Here is a 20,002-nt window from a genome sequence, read left to right on the forward strand (position 1 = left end):
AAATGTCGTTGTACTATTATTTTATATGACAACGGCGGCCATGGTTTCCGTCGCAGAAACGGGCGGGGCAAGCGCCGCTTCATGAACCGCATCTTATAAAAACAAGAAGAAAGCAACGGCAGCACACCGTTGCTTTTAGCACCAACCAGCCTCACCGTCGCAATCGACATACTTTTGATCTGGCTCAACGGTGACGGTCATTTCCTTATAAATTTGTCCATTTTTCTGTTCATATCCACTTTTTAACTGCAGCAAATGGCTTGCTTGTGAAAAAGGAAGATGGCCAATTTGCTCATTCCCCACATATAGTTCAACCGAATCACCGTTTATTTTGCCTATCACGCGATCGGTGATGTTGACTTGTCTTGTTTCTAATGCCATAGGAGCACCCCTTTTTGTCCATTCAGTTATGTATAGGGTGTCCATCTTTTTTATGATTCATGGCAGGAAGGTTTAACCTTCTTTTACCATTGCTTCATATTGCTCTGCTGTTAATAAATTATCGATCTCGCTCATATCTTTCGGCTCGACGACAATCATCCATGCTTTTTCATATGGGGATTCATTGACATACTCTGGATTGTCATTTAATTCTTCATTGACTTCAACGACTTTGCCGCTGATCGGCGCATAAAGCTCGGACACCGTTTTGACCGATTCCACGCTGCCAAATGGCTCATTGGCGGTAATTTCCGTTCCTACTTCCGGAAGTTCGACAAACACGATATCTCCTAATTCGGATTGCGCAAAATCCGTAATGCCGATGCGCACTTTGTCTCCTTCTACACGCACCCACTCATGTTCTTCTGAATAGCGTAATTCTTTCGGTGTATTCATGCTCGCATCCCTCCATATTGACAAAAAATATGTTCTTTTTCATCATAACCGATTTTACCAAAAAACTCACTGAATTCGTCTCATTCGTTGAAAAATTTTTCATATTGTTCCTCTTGGAACCCGACAAGGACATGATTCCCATCGGTTAAAATCGGCCGTTTGATCAACATGCCATCTGAGGCAAGTATTTCAAGAAGCTCTTCCTCGGAAGCGGTATTCACTTTTTCTTTTAACCCTAACTGCCTGTATTTCATACCACTTGTATTGAAAAATTTTTTCAACGGCAGCCCGCTTTTGCGATAAAGCTCTGTCAATTCCGCTTTTGTCGGGGGATTTTCGACGATATGCACTGCTTGTACGTCGATTCCATGTTCGTCAAGCCATTTTTTTGCTTTCCGGCACGTGCCGCATTTTGGATACCAATAAAACGTGAACGCCATCTTCACCCATCCTTTATATGCAAAGTACCAGGACAAGCCTGGTACTTTCCATTATTACACAATATAACGTTCGGCTGCAATGAGCGCGGCTGCGGCTTCGCGTTTTTTCGCAATGATGTTGATTGGCATGTAACGTGTCAACTTTCGCAAAGCGGACAGCATCATACGCAATGTGTCTCCTTCTTCCACGGCAATGAGCGTTTCTTTTGCATGTGCTTCGATTTCATTGAACGCTTCTTGGCAAAAGATTTGCGTATAAAGGATTTTTTGTTTGTTTTTCTCTTCTCCAGAGTTTTTGATCGCTTTTTCCGTGCGAAGCACCGCCGATTCCATCGCGTAAATATTCGCAACAATATCCGCAATATTGACTAAAATTTCTTGCTCTTCTTCGAGTTTCGGGCCGAATTTTTGTGCTGCCAATCCTGCCGCCATGAGCGCAATCTTTTTCGCGTTGCGCACTAAATATTTTTCTTGTTCAAGCACGCCGTCGCCGACTTCTTCTGGCACTAGCATCATTAATTCTTCCTGCAGCTGCTGCGCTTTTTGCAAAAGCGGCAACTCGCCTTTCATCGCTTTTTTCAAATACATTCCTGGAACGAGCAGACGGTTGATTTCATTTGTCCCTTCGAAAATGCGGTTAATGCGGGAATCGCGATAGGCGCGTTCAATTTCATATTCTTGCATAAATCCGTAGCCGCCGTGGATTTGTACGCCTTCGTCCACGATATAATCCAATGTTTCCGTTGCAAAGAATTTATTCAGCGAACATTCAATCGCATATTCGGCAATCGATTTGGCGATTTCTTTTCCTTCTTTTGCTTTTTCTTTATCCAAAAGACCCATCCGCTCATCAAATAAACCGACTGTACGATAAACAGAGCTTTCGGTTGCATACAAACGGGAAGCCATCGTCGCGAATTTTTCTTGCGTTAACTTAAATTGCGAAATTGGCCGTTTAAATTGCTGGCGCTGATTTGCATATTGAAGCGTAATTTCAAGCGCCCGTTTCGCGCCCCCAACCGCGCCGACGCCAAGTTTATAACGCCCGATATTAAGAATGTTAAACGCAATCACATGTCCCTTGCCGACTTCGCCAAGCAAGTTTTCTTTCGGAACAGGAACATCCTGTAAAATCAATGTCCGCGTCGACGAGCTTTTAATTCCCATTTTCTTTTCTTCCGCACCGGTCGATACGCCCGGGAAGTCCCGTTCCACGATGAATGCGGAGAAATGTTCGCCGTCTACTTTCGCATATACGACAAAGATATCCGCAAATCCAGCGTTCGTAATCCATTGTTTTTCTCCGTTTAAAATATAATGAGTCCCTTCGGCGTTTAATTTCGCCGTCGTTTTTGCTCCTAATGCATCGGAACCAGAACCAGGCTCTGTCAGCGCATAGGCGGCGATTCTTTCGCCGGTCGCAAGCGACGGCAAGTATTTTTTCTTTTGTTCTTCCGTTCCGAACAGAACGATTGGAAGCGACCCGATTCCGACATGGGCGCCGTGGGAAATCGAGAAACCGCCAGCGCGTGCCATTTTTTCCCCAATCAACGCGGAGCTGATTTTATCCAGCCCTAACCCGCCGTACTCTTCCGGAATGTCGGCGCTAAGCAATCCGAGCTCGCCCGCTTTTCTTAATAATTTTACAGAGCGGTCAAATTCATGATTTTCTAAATGCTCTAATTGCGGAAGCACCTCATTGACGACATAATCTTCCGTCGTTTTCGCAATCATTTTATGCTCATCGGTAAAATCCTCCGGCGTAAATACGCGTTCGCAAGGAATATCTTCGATAAGGAAGCTCCCACCTTTAATCGCGTTTTCCAATGTTTTTGCCATTTTTGTACTCCTCCCCTAAATTTTATATCGTCGAGCGGCGAACTACGCCGCCCGCTAGATCCAATTAGATTAATTCAAATACTCCCGCTGCTCCCATACCGCCGCCAATGCACATCGTCACGATGCCAAATTGCACGTTGCGGCGGCGCATTTCATAAAGTAGCGACAGCGTCAGTTTGGCTCCCGTGCAGCCAAGCGGATGGCCTAGCGCAATCGCTCCGCCGTTGACGTTGACTTTGTCTTCATCCAATCCAAGCTCACGAATGACTTGGATTGATTGCGAAGCAAATGCTTCGTTCAACTCGATTAATCCGATGTCGGAAAGCTCCAAGCCAGCTAGTTTCAACGCTTTCGGAATCGCCGCCACCGGGCCGATTCCCATTACTTCCGGCGGCACTCCGGCAACGGCAAACGAACGGAATTTTCCAAGCGGTTTTAAGCCGAGCGATTCTGCTTTTTCGCGGTCCATCACCATCACCGCCGCCGCGCCATCGCTCATTTGCGACGCATTTCCGGCCGTTACCGTTCCATTGATGGAAAATGCCGGACGAAGCTTGGCTAGTGCTTCCATATTCGTATCCGGACGGACTCCTTCGTCCTCTTCAAAAAGAATCGTTTTCTCGACTAGTTTGTTGTTTTCAATTTTGCTTACTGTCACTTCGACGGGTACAATTTCCTCTTTAAACTTGCCTTCGCGAATCGCTTTGGCCGCGCGCTGATGGCTGCGCACCGCAAACGCATCCTGGTCTTCGCGGCTGACGCCATATTTCATCGCGACTTGCTCTGCCGTATGCCCCATCGACATGTAATATTCTGGCGCTTCTTCGGCCAGCCTGGCGTTTGGGCGAATGACATGCCCCATCATCGGTACTAAGCTCATCGATTCGACTCCGCCGGCAATCACCGTGTCGGAATGGCCAAGCATGACGCGCTCTGCCGCATACGCGATTGCTTGCAGTCCAGAAGAACAATAACGATTAATCGTAATCGCCGGAACCGTATATGGGAGCCCGGCAAGCGCTCCGATGTTCCGCGCAATGTTCAAACCTTGCTCCGCTTCCGGCATCGCGCAGCCAATAATTAAGTCATCGATATTTCCTTCATAATTTCCTGCGCGTTTCAACGTTTCTTTCACAACAAGCGCTCCTAAGTCATCCGGTCGTACATGGGCGAGCGTACCTTTTTTCGCTTTTCCGACCGGTGTGCGCGCTCCAGCTACAATCACCGCTTCTCTCACAATCTTCCCCCCTATTTTTCTCAAGCGTTTATTTCCAAGCGCAGTTCGCCAGCGATGACGTTTTCATCGACAACACTATTTTTCTCAGCGGTTATTTCCAAGCCTCCCCCAGCATTAATTGCGGAGTGGTTTGCCTTTCACAAGCATATGCTGCATTCTCGCTTGTGTTTTCGGCTCGCCGATCAAGCTTAAAAACGCTTCCCGCTCTAAATCGAGCAGGTATTGTTCGTCTACTTCCGTTCCGTACGGAACTTTTCCGCCGGCAATGACATAGGCGAGTTTTTTCGCGATTTTCAAATCATGCTCGCTAATATAGCCGGAGTGGAACATCGATTGCGCTCCTAAAAGCAATGCCGCATATCCTGTTTCCCCGACGACCGGCACTTTTTTGCGCACCGGCGGGCGATATCCTTGGTCATACAAGGAAATGACCGCTTGTTTCGCTTCATAAATCAAATGGTCGCTGTTCATCGTAATGCCATCGCGCTGGTTTAAAAAGTTCAGTTCACGCGCTTCTGCTGCCGAACCGGATACTTTTGCCATCGCAATCGTTTCAAATACTTTATTGGCGATTTTTTGCAAATCGAAATCAATGCCGTTTGGCAGGCTGTTTAAATGTTTAATATACAGCTCTTTATTTCCTCCGCCGCCAGGAATGAGGCCGACACCGACTTCCACCAGCCCCATATACGTTTCTGCCGCTGCTTGAATGTGCGCAGTGGCAAGACATACTTCCGTGCCGCCGCCGAGTGTCATCGCGAACGGTGCTGCTACAACTGGCTTCGGGCTGTATTTAATGTTCATCATCGCTTGCTGGAACTGGCGGACAGCAAGCTCAAGTTCAAAGTAGTTCTCATCTTGCGCTTCCATCAGCATCATCGCGAGATTAGCGCCGACGCAGAAGTTTTTGCCTTGGTTGCCAATGACAAGCCCTTTATAATTACGGTCCACTTCTTCCAACGCATAGTTAATCATTTGTACGATATCCGTGCCGATTGCGTTGTTTGGCGAATGGAACTCTAATAAGGCGACGTCATCGCCAAGATCAATCAAGCTGGCGCCGCTGTTTTTCTTAATGACGCCTTTTTGCTCTTTTATGCGCTTAATGTGAACGGTTTTTAGATTCTCTTCAATAGGTTTATACTCTCCCCGGTCATAATAGAACACTTGCCCTTTTTCCGATTGATAAAAAGATGTAAATCCGTTGGCAAGCATATCGGTTACCCATGAAGGAATTTCCATGCCTTCCGCTTGCATTTTGCGAACGGATGGCTCAACGCCAATCGCATCCCACATTTCAAATGGCCCAAGCTCCCAGCCAAACCCCCATTTCATCGCTCGGTCGATGGCTACGATGTCATCGGCAATTTCACCGAGCAATTTCGCTGAATAAAGCAGAGCAGGGGCGGTGATGTTCCAAAGGAACGTTCCAGCGCGGTCATCGGCATATACAAGCGCTTTCAACTTATTGGCTAATCCTTTTGCTTGCTTGCTCATTTCCACCGCCGGAGTCGTTAATTTTTTGCGCGGCTCATATTCCAACGTTTCATAATTCAGCTCGAAAATCTCTTTTCCTTGTTTGACAAAAAAACCTTGCCCGGATTTGCTGCCAAGCCAGCCTTTTTCCAGCATTGCTTTCATAAAGTCCGGAACGCGGAACGCTTCTTTTTCTTCCCCCTCGACTTTTTCGAAAACGTTGTTGGCAACATGAATAAACGTATCCAAGCCAACGACATCAAGCGTGCGGAATGTCGCGCTTTTTGGCCGGCCGATCAGCGGTCCAGTAATCGAATCCACTTCCCCGACGCTATATCCGCCTTTCATCATTTCTCTGACCGTAACTAATAAGCCGTAGGTGCCGATACGGTTGGCAATGAAGTTTGGCGTATCTTTCGCCATGACCACGCCTTTGCCCAGCACTTCTTCGCCAAACATCTTCATGTAAGAAACGACTTCCGGATCGGTATCTTTTGTCGGAATAATTTCTAACAGTTTCAAATAGCGCGGCGGGTTAAAGAAATGCGTTCCTAAAAAGTGCTTTTTAAAGTCTTCCGAGCGTCCTTCCGCCATCGCCTCAATGGAAATGCCTGAAGTGTTCGAACTGACGATCGTTCCCGGTTTTCTTACTTCATCCACTCTCGCGAACACGCCTTTTTTGATGTCTAAATTTTCGACAACGACTTCGATAATCCAGTCTGCTTCGGCGAGGCGGTGGAAATCGTCTTCGAAATTGCCGACTTCAATCAGCGACAAATTCGCCTTGGACATAAGCGGAGCCGGCTTTTGTTTCAACAGCTTTTGCAGCGCCTGATTTACAAGGCGGTTGCGCACTTCTTTATGTTCGAGCGTTAACCCTTTCACTTCCTCTTCTTTCGTTAACTCACGCGGCACGATATCAAGAAGCAATGTCGGTATGCCTACGTTCGCCAAATGGGCCGCGATTCCTGATCCCATTACGCCGGATCCCAGCACCGCAGCACGTCGAATGCGTTTCACCATTCCTTTTCCCCCTTACCCATATTGAATGAATCATCATTCATTTTATTGCGAAAAAAATGCGCCATGAAAATGATTTCTATACTAAATATAAAATATGTTAATAATTTTCGCAATATATAAACTTAACAATTTTTTCATTTATGACACCTTCTTTTTTTGGTGACGCTATAAACAGGGGGTGATACGATGGCAAGACTGAAAAAAAATCCTTCGCAGCGCGGAATTAGTGCGGCAAGCGTCAAAGGCAACGCTGGTCCGACGGTGGAAATGGACGGCGGCGGCAAACGCACGAGCCAAAATCAGCAATATAAGCGGCATAATATGCAAGGAGAATAACCTTCTCGATACAATGAAAAAACGCATCACGTACCTAGACACACCGTGATGCGTTTTGCTTTTCCTTCAGGCAAGTTGGAGAGGGGAACTTTCACACAACTCTTTTGGACAGCTTATTTGCGGAAAATCCCTTTTAACACAAAGGCGACGTTGGCCGGCCGCTCGGCGAGACGGCGCATAAAGTAGCCGTACCAGTCCGTGCCGTATGGAACATAGACGCGCATCGTATACCCTTCGCGTGCAAGCTGTTCTTGCCGCTCTGGACGAATTCCGTATAACATTTGGAATTCAAACTGGTTATTAGGGATGTTATATTCTTTGACAAGCTGCTTCGTGTATTCAATGATGGCATCGTCATGGGTCGCCACTGCCGTATAGTTACCATTTAATAAATGCATTTTAATGATTTTTTTAAAGTTTTCATCGACGTCTTTTTTGTCCGGAAACGCCACTTCCGGCGATTCCTTATATGCCCCTTTGACAAGGCGCAAATTCGGATGGTAATCTTTTAAATCTTCAATATCGTCTGCCGTACGGTATAGGTATGCCTGCAATACCGTTCCGACATTATCATATTCTGTTTTCAACTGTTTAAAAATATCGAGCGTTTTCTGGCATCTTGAGTAATCTTCCATATCAATCGTAACAAACACGCCGTATTGTTTCGCCGTATCCAAAATGCGCCGCATATTGCGCATCACAAGCTCGTCCGAGATATCCAAACCCATCGATGTCATTTTTAGCGACAGCTGTGAATTCAGCTTTTCTCTCCCGATCGCCTTAATCGCCTCAAGGCAGTGGTTCGCCATTTCGTTTGCTTCTTGCTCATTGTCGACAAATTCTCCTAAGTAGTCGACCGTCACAGCCAACCCTTTTTTATTTAATTGTTTAATCACTTCGACAGCCTGTTCGATTGTTTCTCCTGCAACAAACCGGGAGGCACCAAAGCGAAGACCATATTTTTTCGCTAATTTGGTTAATGTCTTATTTTTCGATAAAAACAAAAAAAAGTCGCGCATCAACTGCTCCATCATTGTACCCCCTTATTTCGTAAACGCATTCATATTTTTATTGTAACATGTTTTCTTATTGTTGAATATCTTTTTCGACAAAATTCTCGCTGTGTATAGTTTTCCACAAAATGAACAATCTACAACTGAAACATTCATTTTGGAAGGGAGCATGATGTATGCAACAACAGATGAACATGCAACAGCAAAACGTGATGCCGCAACCGCCGCAAATGATCTCAGCAAAGGACGCGATGTATTTTAACGACATGATGTCTTGGAATTTACTCGCCATGAAAAAAGCACATTTTTTTGCAGCGCAATGCCAAGACAAAGAAGTGGCGCAAGCGCTTGAAAAAGCAGGACAAATGCACCAACGTCACTATCAAAAAATTTTAAGCCACCTACAAAGTCCAAGCCAGCCTAAAATGACAATGCAATAACAATCGGGAGGAATGATCATGAACCAAAACCAAATTCAAAATCCAGAAACGCAAATACCAAAAACACCGCAAATGAACGACCGTGATTTTCTAAATGATATGTTAACGACGGAAAAATATATGGCTTCTTCATATGGCATATTTTTAAATGAAGCAAGCAACCAACAATTATATCAAGACATGATGAACATTTTTACCGAAACGCAAAATTGTCAACGTGAGCTGTTTAACTTAATGTTCAAAAAAGGCTGGTACAAACTTGAAGCTGCCGATCCACAAAAACTACAGCAATCATATCAGCAATTCCAAGGATACACCAATCAATTCCCATATCAAAATACCGTTCAGTAATACTCGCTCGTCCTTTTGCAACAAAAAAGCCATGATTGCACACATCATGGCTTTTTCGCGTTCGCACGTGCTTCATCATTCAATCGTTTGATTTCAGCGATAAGCTGCTTCATTTGTTCCTTTGCCTCCGGGTAAAGCTCATTCCAATGTTTCACAAGAGCCGGCATCGATTTTGCCACATGAGAATATAACGCCCATGCTTTTACTTTTTCTTTTAACTCTTCATTCGTTTGACCAAGCAACAGCTCTGTATATTTGTCCATGAGCGCCTCAAACTGCCGGAAAAACGTTTCATCCATGCCCTTTTCCTCCATACTTTTTTCAAACTTCTTACATTATAATAAAACGGTGCATTCCTCCAAACAACAGGTGAAACAATTGCCCTGACAGAAAATGATATTCGTCACCGTAAATTCGCGATTATGTATGAAATTTCTCAGAGCTCCGACCTCCCAACTATAAAAATGATTTGCCCCATTCAGCATGGAAAACCAAATAAATCGGCATGATACTCCCAACAACATTTGTAAAAAATCGAAAAGTTAAGTTGTAATTGAAAGGATAAGTCAATATGCTCGTAAACAAAAACCCCTCCACATCAAATAGAAATGCTTCATGAAACCATGCCTGTGATAGAACGATTCGATGACATAAAAAGCTCATATTGCCATTTTTTATTACAAAGCGTCCCGCATGGTGCGGGGGACGCTGTTTGTTAATACCAAAATACAACATACGGAGGGTATAGATAATACGGTCTTGGACGGAAGAAAAGCGGAAATGCTAGCGCACTACCGAGCAATCCGCCTAAAAAGCCGCCTAACAACGGACCGCCGAAAAATGCTGGTGGATATATCATCACGATTCCCCCTTTACAAAATAGAACTGGACACCATTATGCTATGTTAATGAAGGACAAATGGAGCAAGGAATCAGCCTACTTTTTCATAAGTTTTTCATATGAATAATACGGATAGCCATCACTTTTGTAAAAAATTAAAGCCTGCCATGTAACCGGCAGGCTTAAGCAATGTTTATTACCACCATATTCCGCCATAAGGGAATCCGTAGCCATAGTAAGGATAGCCAAAACCGCCATAGAACGGGGCTGTTAGCGCGCCACCCAACAGTCCGCCTAAAAGGCCGCCAAAGAACGGGCTGCCAAAACCAAATCCCCATCCCCATGGGCGACCAAAACCACCAAAGAACGGACCACCAAAGAATGGGCGGCCAAAACCACCAAAGAATGGGCGGCCAAAACCAAATCCCCACGGACGGCCAAATCCCCAGATTCTTGTATCTTGTAAGCTTATATCGTTCATGTTCGTCTCTCCTTTGCCGATTATTTTGCTTCTTCCCTTCCAACATATGTAGGACAAACGCCAAGGGCATGGGCGATTGACCTTTTGGGCAAAAAAAAAATAGGCGCCTAGACTCGCTAGGCAGCAGTGAAAACAATTACCGAACGACTTTGGCCATTTCCGCGATCGAATCGAAGAGGATATGGACTGCTGTTTCCATCTGATCCTCTGCCATCGCTAACACGGGAATGAACGTGATCACCGGTCCGAGCGGGCGAATGATCAATCCGCGCTTTCGAGCTTCCAGAATAATGCGATGTTCGATCATTTCGGAGCGTGGAAAAATTTGTTTCGTGTTTCGATCTTGAACAATTTCAATTCCTACCATTAATCCTTTTTGGCGAATATCCCCAACAATTGGAATTTCATAAAGCTTCTCTAACTTCTTTGCCAATATTTCTGCTTTTTTCCTTACATTTTCGACAAGATGCCGTTTTTCGATGAGCTCAATATTTTTTAAAGCGACAGAACAAGATAGCTGGTTCCCCGTATATGTATGCCCGTGATAGAACGTCTTATCTTCATCAACGTCTCCTAAAAACGCAGCATAAACATCTTCTGTTGTCAATGTGGCGGCTAAAGGGAGGTATCCTCCGGTAATGCCTTTTCCTAAGCAAACAATATCCGGATGGACATCTTCTTGCTCGCACGCAAACAGCGTTCCTGTCCTTCCGAACCCGACGGCGACCTCATCGCAAATAAGCAGCACACCATATTGCCGGCAAAGTGTTTCAACACCTTTTAAAAATCCTTGTGGATGCGTAATGATACCCGCAGCCCCTTGAACGAGCGGCTCCACGATCATGCCGGCAATTTCCTCATGATGGCGAGCCAACACATCTTCCAGTTGTTGTAAGCAATAGCTGACAATCTCCTCTTCATCGCCGTATTCGTCCATGCGATATACATACGGAGAAGGAACTTCGATTCGTTCAAACAACAGCGGCTTAAAAATGCGATGGTATAAGTCCATTCCGCCGACACTCACAGCCCCGACCGTATCCCCATGGTACGCTTCCTTTAAAGAAACAAATTTATTTTTTTTCGCATATTTAACTGGATTGATGTTTTTCCAATATTGATAGGCCATTTTTAACGCAATTTCCACCGCGGCAGCGCCCGTGTCGGAATAAAACACTTTTGAAAGCCCCGGCCAAAGCTCAATCAGTTTTTTCGCCAATAAAATCGAAGGCACATTCGCCGACCCAAGCAAGGTCGAATGAGCGATCGTTTCGATTTGCATGTGCAAGGCTTCATTTAGTTCAGGATCATTATGGCCATGGACGTTTACCCACAATGAGGCATATCCGTCCAAATATTTGTTTCCATTGACATCAAATAAGTAGCTTCCATTCCCTCGCTCAATAATCAGCGGATGTTCTTGCACATATGTTTTCATTTGGGTAAACGGGTGCCACACATACTCTTTATCCCATTGTTCTAACCGTTCATAACTATACCTCAACGGAAAGCACCTCCTGTAACAACTGCTTTTGCTCGTTATTCTTTAGCCAACGTTCCGCCATCGCCATCATCGTATACTTCGTCACCTTCGCAAGGGATGGCAATGTGGCGATGACCGGCAAACCTAACATTCTTTTTATTGTTTCAATATTATTCACATGAATGATGCTTTCGGCATTAAATTGATTAAAAATTAATCCAAGAATACGAATGTCCTGCTTCTGTGCGTAAGATACAGTTGTCACCGTATGATGAATCGCGCCAAGTCCTGCTAAGGAAACAATGATAATTGGAATATTGTATTCTCTAATCAAATCGTTTGTCATATAAAATCCTTGTTCTTTCTCTATTAACGGGACCGCTAAGCCTCCCGCCCCCTCGACAAGAACGATATCATATTGACGTTTCCATTGTTCGATTTTTTCCGCTATCAATGCCGGGTCAATAGTGGTATTCGTTAATGTTGCTGCTAAATGCGGCGAAACGGCAGGTTCCATATAATATAGCCCTTCTGATTGCGGCAGTCCCACAACCTTCTCGTACCAATATTGATCGGCAAACGAAACTCCATCTTCCGCTAAGCCAGTTTGAATGGGCTTAAATATTTTTACATTCAACCCTAATTTTTGGAAAACAAAGGCAAGAAAAGAGGTTGCCACCGTCTTGCCAATCTCCGTTCCTGTTCCGGTTATAAATATTGCTTTTCCCATCAGGAAACCACCTCCTGATTGCGTATGACAATGTGAATACGCGGTAATATACGTGCAACAAGCACGGAACAAGCAGCACATAACAGTAGATCACCAGGTACAGGAAGCACAAAGCCAAACCATAACGTTTGTCCAATGGTAAGCGGCTTTTCCATGATCCATTTCATCGCCATGTATAACCAGGCGCATCCAAAGAAATAAACAACAAGAAGAGTAGATAAATTTGCTAAAAATATCGTTACTGACCGGCGAAATTGAAAGACTTGCATCATCCATCCGTTGACATAGGCCCCCACAACAAAACCAATCAAATAACCAAACGTCGGCTGAAACACATAGCTAGGCCCTCCTCCTTCCGCGAACACAGGCGCTCCTGCAAGGCCGATAAGCACATAGACAAGCTGGCTCAGCATTCCAAGCTTCGGCCCTAATAAACATCCCGCCAAATAAACGGAAGCGATTTGCAATGTAAACGGCACATATGGAACCGGAACTTTGATAAACCCGCCAATGGCCGTAAGCGCGGCAAACAGCGCTGCTAACAAAAGCGATTTCGTTTTCATCTCTCTCCCTCCAATCCCATATTTTTTCTCTTATTTTGCCTGACAATCTATTTAATGTCAACCATATTTTATATACAGGTTAACATATAGATAGATTTTCCTACAAATGGGGCGAAATCACCGTGATAGGAATGGTTATAAAAAATAAAACGGCTAATCCTAGCCGTCGAGTCGAAGTCATATTATAAATTCCTTTTTCTACTCCGTTTATCCTTTCTGTCAAAGAAATGAAACCACGCCAGAAACTTTACTGGTCGCGTTTATGACTCGAATGCCATTGATCCCTATTTCCCTACTTATGTTGAATAATCTTCATCCCACATTGACAAAGAATCGAATGTTTTAACCGGCGGATCGGCTGATGACATTGTTCGCAAATGATTTGTTTACGCATGTTTATACTCTCCTTTTCACTGCTATGAAATGATTATTGCTATCATTTATTATATATATTATTTGTAAATAATCAATATTAAATAATAATAATTTTAATTTTTATAAAACACATTAATTGGATGGAAACGGTGATAATGTTATAATAAAAATGAACAAATATTCTAACAAAAGAGGAGGTGTAGACCTGGTTGCTAAAATCATTGTCGTGTACGGACCGATGGAAGGAATGGTGCACGACAGGCGCCGTCGCTGACAGCGAGCCACAGAGGTGTCTTTCACAGCAGGTGAATGACAAGGGAAATTCCCTTCCTGATGGAACTCAGGTGTTTCTTGGGCGGCAAGCGGTGTTTCCTGGTTCCATCGCGGATGAGTCGATTTTTATAGATTTTAGTAACCAGGTGAAACGATGTACGATATTGCCATTATCGGTGCTGGACCTGCAGGGGCAAGTGCAGCCATTTTTACCGCAAAAGCGGGAAAGAAGACGGTACTGATTGACAACGACAAAAGCATTACAAAACGAGCTTGGATTGAAAACCACTATGGGGTCATGGAAGCCACAGGTCCAGATTTAGTGGAAACAGGAAAAAAACAAGCGGTCAAATTTGGGGCGGAACTTGTGAATGATCAAGTCGTCAACATCCAAAAATCAGAAACGGGCTTTCGTGTAGAAACCGAAAATCAAACATTTGAAGCTAAACATGTTATTTTAGCAACTGGCGTGGCAACCGACCTCGCTGAAAAAATTGGCGTGAAAACAAAACCAGGAACAGAGCCGCGTATTAAAACGGTTATCGACGTGGATGCCGCTGGACGCACCAACATTGAAGGAATTTGGGCAGCCGGAACAGTAGCTGGTGTCAGCGTACATACGATCATCACCGCCGGCGATGGAGCGAAAGTGGCCATTAACGTCATTAGCGAATTAAACGGCGAACGTTATGTCGATCATGATGTGTTAAAATCAAAATAAAAAGCTGCCCACAAATGTGGGCAGTTCTTTGTTATTTCTCTGCGATGCTCCCCTTCGGCAATAACGAATCCCCTTGCCCCTTCACTTCCCCAATGTTATAGACCACCCGCTACATACAAGCTATATTAAAAACATTCGCTAATTATCAGGTAAAATCAGATCCATCAAAAAGACTTCCGATGAATTCATCGAGCAGAAGGAGCCATCCTCCTTCTACGCAGAAGCTTCTTTGATGGAGGCAGTAAGAAACTCCCACCTTTTCATGGAATGAAGGTGGGAGGGGTTCATCGAAAAACTCCCTGTTGATCCATATAACGGGCAATCATTTTTGCACGTTTTTGTGGATGAGATTCTTCCTTTTCTAAGACGTTAGCTAGCATTTTTACCGCTTCTACAATATACGGTCCTTTGTTCAGCATGACACACTGCGCTTTTTGTCCTAGCGATACGTCTGATATTTCGGCGCGGGCAGGCACTCCTTTCTTCGCTAGATTTTCAAGCACTTGTGTTGCCCAAATCACCGGAACATGGGCGGCTTGACATAATGCGAGAATATCATGCTGTACGATGGACATGTTTTCAAATCCAACCTCAATCGCTAAATCTCCGCGGGCAATCATCACTCCAAACGATGGAAGCGTTAACCCTTCCATCAAAATACGAGTAAGGTTGTGGAGTGCTGCTCTTGTTTCAATTTTAGCAATGATGGTCAGATGAGGCGCACCTTGTTCTGTCAAAATGCGATACAGCTTTGCTACATCATGGGGAGTATGAACGAATGATAAGCCAATCATATCTGCATATTTACAAATAAAAGGAATATACTGCAAATCTCGGTCTGTCAGTGACGAAACAGTTAAATGCATCAATGAATCCGGAAGATTGATCCCCATCCCTTTTTTTATCATTTTGTTTTTTCTTCCAGTTGAAATAACTTTGGCTTCTATATATTTATTTGTTACGTTTTGGATCATAGCGAAAATTTTTCCGTCATTGAAGTAAAGCCGATGCCCTACTCGCACATTACGTAATGCTTTGGGAAGCGTTGTCGTCAGCTTTACCGCATCATCCATTTTCGCAGCCCCGAAATGTGTGCGATCGAAGTAAATTTGAAGGCGGGTTCCTTTTTTGACAATCGCTTTCATGGGAATCGGTGTGACCGACTGCAGCAACAAAGAAAAACGTTTATGTTTGAACCAAATCCCTTTTTGAATATATGCCGTGTTTGAAAGCTCGACTTTAAAACAAGAAGGTGCAATGACCTCAATTACCTTCAGCCTTCTCTTTCGCCCGCGAACATCGATAAACACTAGTTCATCTCCGCTTACCATCGTAATACTCTCATTCGTTGCTACTTCTAAAACAAACGACATATCACTCTGCTCTGACGGAAAAGATAACGGGGTGTGAAGATATAGGAACCCCGTAACGGGCTGGATTGGCTGGCCGTATTCATCTTTTCGAACTGACAGTTTTACCGGATAGGTATTCGATACAATGCTATCTACCCGAACTTTTGGACCCGGCAAATCCATATAAATGCGGCATCTCTTTTCCCATTGTTGTTTTTTTTGAAGCCGTTCTTCTGCTTGACGAACACCCTCAATGATTTTTTTCCATATTTCCGGTGAACCATGAGCACAGTTGATTCTGGCAACATCCATGCCATGCAGCAACAACTGTTCCATCACTTCGGGCTCATCGATTAGTTGCTCATCCAGTGTCACCATGATGCGCGTTTGTCGAGAGCTCCGGCCTTCTCCCAACACCGTTCGTGCTCGCTCAGCGATCAGCTGTTTTGCCTGCTGTCGAGTAATTTTTCTTATATCTGTATCCTGAAATGCAGGCGCCTGCAAACGTCTCAATAAAAGTTCAATACTTGAAATGATATGGGACTCGCGTCCATAGATGGACGATAATCCTTCCTCTTCAATGGCTTGAATGAGATCATGGGACATCATTTCTTTTACGTATAAATATGCCAGCAAATTATCCCTACTTTCTTCATGAGACGAAAGCGGAAACTGTGTTCTTTTTTGTTTGATCCATTCGGTCATTGACTGATATATGCTTAATAACATGTTCCCTAGTATATGTTCGTTACTGGTGAATTCACCCACGAATCCTCACCTCAGTTGGTCAATAGAAAAATATGGTTATATATATATATTCCCAGCTGAATCATAAAATGAACCTAAAGCATGATCATGAAATTGCTTGATAAAAAATAAAAACTGCCCCTTTCCGGACAGTTTTTGCTTCTTATTCTTTGGCAACGCTTCGGTATTTACCTTCAAAGAATAATAGCGGATCTCCCGCTTCATCCTTCATCAAGATGTCTGTCACTTCGCCAAAGTACAATGTATGATCCCCCGCTACATAGGAGCTATGCACATTACATAAAATATTAGCTAAGGCATCAGGCAAAATCGGATGCCCGTTTACCCATTGGAAATCTACTTTTCTATCTTCTTTTAATTGGCCGGCAAACAGGCGGGAAAGATCTTCTTGCTCTCTCGCCAAAATGTTGACGGCAAATTTGCCCGTTTGCTTGACAATCGGATTCATCCGTGCCTTTTCCCCGATAGAAACCACCACTAACTTTGGGTTTAAGGAAACGGACATAAAGGCGTTGGCTGTCATCCCTTTGACTTCCCCTTGAAATTCCGTAGTCACCACCGTCACGCCCGTCGCGAATTTCCCCATCGCGTTGCGAAATGTACGATCGTCCATTTTTTCCTTCCTTTCTCTTTAATTATTAAACTTAAAACAGAATAAATGATAAACGGCACGATACGGCAAGCATCAATAGAATGGTTCTTTATAATTATAATTATTACTATATTAACACTGATTTGATCTGTTTTGTAAAGATCATTCCTGATATGTTTGAAAGGAAACGCCCTTTTCTCCACAGAAGCGGGTTGAAAAAACGGATGATTCATCTACGCTATTTAGCAATGTTATATTCCTTTTTGTTTTGCATGCCTAAATAAGCTTTTTTCACTCGTTCATCGTCGAGAAGTTCAACTGCTTTTCCTTGCATCATAATTTCGCCGCGGTCTAGCACACAAGCATAGTCGGCAATTTGCAACGCCGCGCGTACGTTTTGTTCCACCAACAAAATGGTAGTGCTAAATTGATCGCGCAATTGTCTTAATAGTTTCATTATCTCTTTTACAATCAGAGGAGCGAGACCTAAAGACGGCTCATCCAACATCAGTAATTTTGGTTTCGCCATTAATCCCCGGCCGATGGCAAGCATCTGCTGTTCCCCGCCGCTTAGCAATCCGCCCGGCCGGTCCAGCATCGTTTTTAGCTTTGGAAAAACTTCAAGCACATGTTCATAATCTCTCATCACTTGTTGAAAATCATTCCGATATCGATGATACGCACCAAGCAGTAAATTATCTTTGACAGATAAATCACCAAAAATTTGCCGGCGTTCCGGGACCAGACAAATCCCTTTTTTCACCATTTGTTCGACTTTTCCATAAGGGAGTGGTTCATTTTCAAAAATAATTTCTCCTGCTTTTGGCGAATATACTCCTGCAATCGTTCCCAGCAACGTGCTCTTTCCCGCTCCGTTGGCTCCTACAATCGCTACTATTTCACCTTTGCCGATTTGCAAGCAAATCCCCTTTAGCACATGCAAATGGCCATGGTATACATGTAAATGATTCAACGTCAGCATGAAGCCCCCTCCTCTTCCCCCAAATACGCTTTAATGACATCCGGATGTTGGGCAATTTCCTCCGGGCACCCTTCCGCAATTTTCTTTCCATAGTCTAATACAATGACGCGGTCGGCAATCGCCATCACTGTTTCCATATCGTGTTCAACGAAAAGAAAGGTTATGCCGCTGTTTCTCATCGCTAATAAAACATCCACTAGCTTTTTGGACTCTTGCGGGTTTAATCCGGCCATCGGTTCATCTAGCAAAATAAGAGAGGGGTGGGAAGCGGCTGCTCTGGCAATTTCCACTAACCGCTGTGTCCCGTATGGCAATATGTCCGCTTTTTCAAAAGCAAGATGAGCGATGCCAACTTGTTCAAGGTAAGCCATCGCCTGTTTCAATGCTTGTTTTTCTTCTTTGAACACCTGTGGCAAACGAAATCCAGCGCTGAATATTCCTGTTTTCAGACGCGTATGCATTCCGACCATCACATTTTCAATAACGGTCATGTTCGTAAACACCTGAAGATTTTGAAACGTTCGCGTTATGCCTAATGCCGCAAGCTGATATGGCTTTTTACCGGTGACGGGCATCCCTTTGAAAAGAACAGAACCGCTTGTTGGCGGAAGAATACCAGTAACAATGTTAAACAATGTCGTTTTTCCCGCTCCGTTCGGTCCAATGATTGCAACGATTTCTTGATCATGGACGCAAAAGGACACATTTTGTACCGCATGAACTCCACCAAACGATTTCGACAGTTGTTCGATTTCCAACAGTACACTTTTTTTCATCAGTGCTCGCCTCCCACCGAGCCAGCATTCTCATTTTCCGCCACCAACATCAGCTTCTTTTTGTGCCTCGATGTCGACGATACTCGTTTCAGCACCCTGGATATAGAATGAGACAGCCCATTTGGCATGTAAATAAGAATAATAACAAGCAAAAGGCCGAAAAAGACAATCTCAAATTCGCCGCCCGCATTTGGAATAAACATTGGAACCATTTCCTTTAGCAGCTCCCCTAAACATACATACACCGTTGCTCCGATCAAACCGCCCCAGACGTTCCCGGTCCCTCCGATGACAACCATAATTAAAAAATAAATAGAGGGGACAATTCCAAATAGATCCGGATTAATAAATGTAACATAATGCGCATATAAACTGCCGGCAACAGACGCGTAAACAGCGCTGATCATAAAGATTTGCAGCTTATATTTTGTAATGTTCACCCCCAGAGAATTGGCCGCTATCTCGCTTCCATGAATCGATAGCAGCGCTCTTCCTACCCTTGAGCGAACGATATTACGGGCAAAAAGAATGCCAATTAAAGCGAAAATCCATACAAGGTAATAAAACTGAAAATCTGTTTGCAACGGGAAGCCAAATAGCTGAATGGGCGGAATGCCAAAAAATCCGTTTAATCCCCCTGTAACACCTTTCCACTCTTTAAAAAAAGTAAATACAATGATACCAAATCCTAACGTAGCTAACGCTAAATAATGTTCGCGCAGCCGAAAAGCAGGGATGCCGACAATAAGCGCCACCATCGCCGCGACGGCTGCTCCTGCCGCCATGGCAAGCCACGGCGAAACACCCGCATGTGCTGTTAAATAAGCGGACGTATAAGCACCAATTCCATAAAAAGCCGCCTGTCCTAGCGAGATTTGTCCGGCATATCCCATGAGCAATGTCAGGCCAGTGCTTACAATCGTATAAAACCCGACCATAATAAGCGTGCTTAACAAATAGTTATTCGTTGAAAAGATAAGGGGAAGACCAAGCAATAAGACTGTAAACAGCAGCGACCATTTTGCATTTCCGGTGTGAGTTCTCTTTACATCTAGTTTCATGCCGCTTTCCCC

23 protein-coding genes are annotated in these 20,002 nt (G+C 44.1%); 5 read left to right on the forward strand and 18 right to left on the reverse strand.

The features are described from left to right. Positions 1-135 precede the first annotated feature (135 nt). From HT574_RS05865 to HT574_RS05890, 6 genes are all read right to left on the reverse strand, one after another. Positions 136-381, reverse strand: coding sequence for a YusG family protein (locus HT574_RS05865; protein WP_061580102.1), 246 nt, complete (start codon positions 379-381; stop codon positions 136-138). 72 nt (positions 382-453) lie between these two features. Beyond that, positions 454-837: a glycine cleavage system protein GcvH gene (gene gcvH / locus HT574_RS05870; RefSeq protein WP_017434760.1), complete on the reverse strand. Its 384-nt coding sequence runs from the start codon at positions 835-837 to the stop codon at positions 454-456. Between the two features lie 80 nt (positions 838-917). After that, on the reverse strand, positions 918-1,277 hold the full coding sequence (locus HT574_RS05875) for an arsenate reductase family protein (RefSeq protein ID WP_017434759.1): 360 nt from the start codon (positions 1,275-1,277) through the stop codon (positions 918-920). Positions 1,278-1,331: 54 nt separating this feature from the next. Next, the gene (locus HT574_RS05880) at positions 1,332-3,116 is read right to left on the reverse strand and encodes an acyl-CoA dehydrogenase family protein (RefSeq protein ID WP_175243868.1); all 1,785 of its coding nucleotides are present in this window, start codon (positions 3,114-3,116) and stop codon (positions 1,332-1,334) included. Between the two features lie 64 nt (positions 3,117-3,180). Continuing rightward, positions 3,181-4,353 carry an acetyl-CoA C-acetyltransferase gene (locus HT574_RS05885; RefSeq protein WP_175243869.1) on the reverse strand — a complete coding sequence of 391 codons (1,173 nt, stop codon included), beginning with the start codon at positions 4,351-4,353 and terminating at the stop codon, positions 3,181-3,183. 114 nt (positions 4,354-4,467) lie between these two features. Continuing rightward, the gene (locus HT574_RS05890; protein WP_175243870.1) at positions 4,468-6,852 is read right to left on the reverse strand and encodes a 3-hydroxyacyl-CoA dehydrogenase/enoyl-CoA hydratase family protein; all 2,385 of its coding nucleotides are present in this window, start codon (positions 6,850-6,852) and stop codon (positions 4,468-4,470) included. A gap of 186 nt (positions 6,853-7,038) precedes the next feature. On the opposite strand from HT574_RS05890, the gene HT574_RS05895 reads away from it, so the two are divergent. Continuing rightward, positions 7,039-7,188 carry a YuzL family protein gene (locus HT574_RS05895; RefSeq protein WP_017434755.1) on the forward strand — a complete coding sequence of 50 codons (150 nt, stop codon included), beginning with the start codon at positions 7,039-7,041 and terminating at the stop codon, positions 7,186-7,188. A gap of 113 nt (positions 7,189-7,301) precedes the next feature. On the opposite strand, the gene HT574_RS05900 is transcribed toward HT574_RS05895, so the two are convergent. Further along, positions 7,302-8,219: a proline dehydrogenase family protein gene (locus HT574_RS05900; protein ID WP_175244185.1), complete on the reverse strand. Its 918-nt coding sequence runs from the start codon at positions 8,217-8,219 to the stop codon at positions 7,302-7,304. 158 nt (positions 8,220-8,377) lie between these two features. Here HT574_RS05900 and HT574_RS05905 point away from each other — a divergent pair, with 158 nt between their 5' ends. After that, on the forward strand, positions 8,378-8,641 hold the full coding sequence (locus HT574_RS05905; protein WP_175243871.1) for a hypothetical protein: 264 nt from the start codon (positions 8,378-8,380) through the stop codon (positions 8,639-8,641). 18 nt (positions 8,642-8,659) lie between these two features. Next, the gene (locus tag HT574_RS05910) at positions 8,660-8,992 is read left to right on the forward strand and encodes a spore coat protein (RefSeq protein ID WP_042409069.1); all 333 of its coding nucleotides are present in this window, start codon (positions 8,660-8,662) and stop codon (positions 8,990-8,992) included. A gap of 44 nt (positions 8,993-9,036) precedes the next feature. On the opposite strand, the gene HT574_RS05915 is transcribed toward HT574_RS05910, so the two are convergent. The 6 genes from HT574_RS05915 to HT574_RS05940 all read right to left on the reverse strand — a co-directional run bounded on the left by HT574_RS05915 (position 9,037) and on the right by HT574_RS05940 (position 13,090). Further along, complete coding sequence (locus HT574_RS05915) at positions 9,037-9,291, reverse strand: DUF2573 family protein (RefSeq protein ID WP_175243872.1); 255 nt, start codon at positions 9,289-9,291, stop codon at positions 9,037-9,039. A gap of 416 nt (positions 9,292-9,707) precedes the next feature. Next, the gene (locus tag HT574_RS05920; RefSeq protein WP_175243873.1) at positions 9,708-9,851 is read right to left on the reverse strand and encodes a hypothetical protein; all 144 of its coding nucleotides are present in this window, start codon (positions 9,849-9,851) and stop codon (positions 9,708-9,710) included. A gap of 178 nt (positions 9,852-10,029) precedes the next feature. Next, on the reverse strand, positions 10,030-10,314 hold the full coding sequence (locus HT574_RS05925; protein ID WP_175243874.1) for a hypothetical protein: 285 nt from the start codon (positions 10,312-10,314) through the stop codon (positions 10,030-10,032). A gap of 136 nt (positions 10,315-10,450) precedes the next feature. Continuing rightward, positions 10,451-11,818, reverse strand: coding sequence for an adenosylmethionine--8-amino-7-oxononanoate transaminase (gene bioA, locus HT574_RS05930; RefSeq protein ID WP_175243875.1), 1,368 nt, complete (start codon positions 11,816-11,818; stop codon positions 10,451-10,453). Beyond that, entirely contained in the window at positions 11,808-12,527 is a 720-nt protein-coding gene (bioD, locus tag HT574_RS05935) for a dethiobiotin synthase (RefSeq protein WP_175243876.1), read from the reverse strand. Before bioD ends, bioA begins: the two co-directional genes overlap by 11 nt. Further along, positions 12,527-13,090, reverse strand: a complete 564-nt coding sequence (locus tag HT574_RS05940) for a biotin transporter BioY (RefSeq protein WP_175243877.1) — start codon at positions 13,088-13,090, stop codon at positions 12,527-12,529. Before HT574_RS05940 ends, bioD begins: the two co-directional genes overlap by 1 nt. Positions 13,091-13,674: 584 nt before the next feature. Here HT574_RS05940 and HT574_RS05945 point away from each other — a divergent pair. Together HT574_RS05945 and HT574_RS05950 are read left to right on the forward strand one after the other, a co-directional pair. Continuing rightward, positions 13,675-13,980: a hypothetical protein gene (locus HT574_RS05945; RefSeq protein ID WP_175243878.1), complete on the forward strand. Its 306-nt coding sequence runs from the start codon at positions 13,675-13,677 to the stop codon at positions 13,978-13,980. Continuing rightward, positions 13,893-14,459 carry an FAD-dependent oxidoreductase gene (locus HT574_RS05950; RefSeq protein WP_017434744.1) on the forward strand — a complete coding sequence of 189 codons (567 nt, stop codon included), beginning with the start codon at positions 13,893-13,895 and terminating at the stop codon, positions 14,457-14,459. Before HT574_RS05945 ends, HT574_RS05950 begins: the two co-directional genes overlap by 88 nt. A 284-nt stretch (positions 14,460-14,743) precedes the next feature. Here the strand turns inward: HT574_RS05950 and HT574_RS05955 are convergent, their stop codons facing one another. The 5 genes from HT574_RS05955 to HT574_RS05975 all read right to left on the reverse strand — a co-directional run bounded on the left by HT574_RS05955 (position 14,744) and on the right by HT574_RS05975 (position 19,990). Continuing rightward, positions 14,744-16,579, reverse strand: a complete 1,836-nt coding sequence (locus HT574_RS05955; protein WP_175243879.1) for a pyruvate kinase — start codon at positions 16,577-16,579, stop codon at positions 14,744-14,746. Between the two features lie 142 nt (positions 16,580-16,721). Then, a complete protein-coding gene (locus tag HT574_RS05960) occupies positions 16,722-17,192 on the reverse strand; it encodes a flavin reductase family protein (protein ID WP_042409083.1) in 471 nt (156 codons plus the stop codon). A gap of 217 nt (positions 17,193-17,409) precedes the next feature. Next, positions 17,410-18,153, reverse strand: coding sequence for an ABC transporter ATP-binding protein (locus HT574_RS05965; RefSeq protein WP_175243880.1), 744 nt, complete (start codon positions 18,151-18,153; stop codon positions 17,410-17,412). Further along, positions 18,147-18,929 (reverse strand): ABC transporter ATP-binding protein, encoded by a 783-nt coding sequence (locus HT574_RS05970; protein ID WP_175243881.1) that lies wholly within the window; start codon positions 18,927-18,929, stop codon positions 18,147-18,149. Before HT574_RS05970 ends, HT574_RS05965 begins: the two co-directional genes overlap by 7 nt. Then, positions 18,929-19,990 carry a branched-chain amino acid ABC transporter permease gene (locus tag HT574_RS05975; protein WP_175243882.1) on the reverse strand — a complete coding sequence of 354 codons (1,062 nt, stop codon included), beginning with the start codon at positions 19,988-19,990 and terminating at the stop codon, positions 18,929-18,931. The genes HT574_RS05970 and HT574_RS05975 overlap by 1 nt, the downstream gene beginning before the upstream one ends. Positions 19,991-20,002: the final 12 nt, after the last annotated feature.

This window comes from Parageobacillus sp. VR-IP (assembly GCF_013357975.1).
GTDB classification, from domain to species: domain Bacteria; phylum Bacillota; class Bacilli; order Bacillales; family Anoxybacillaceae; genus Saccharococcus; species Saccharococcus caldoxylosilyticus.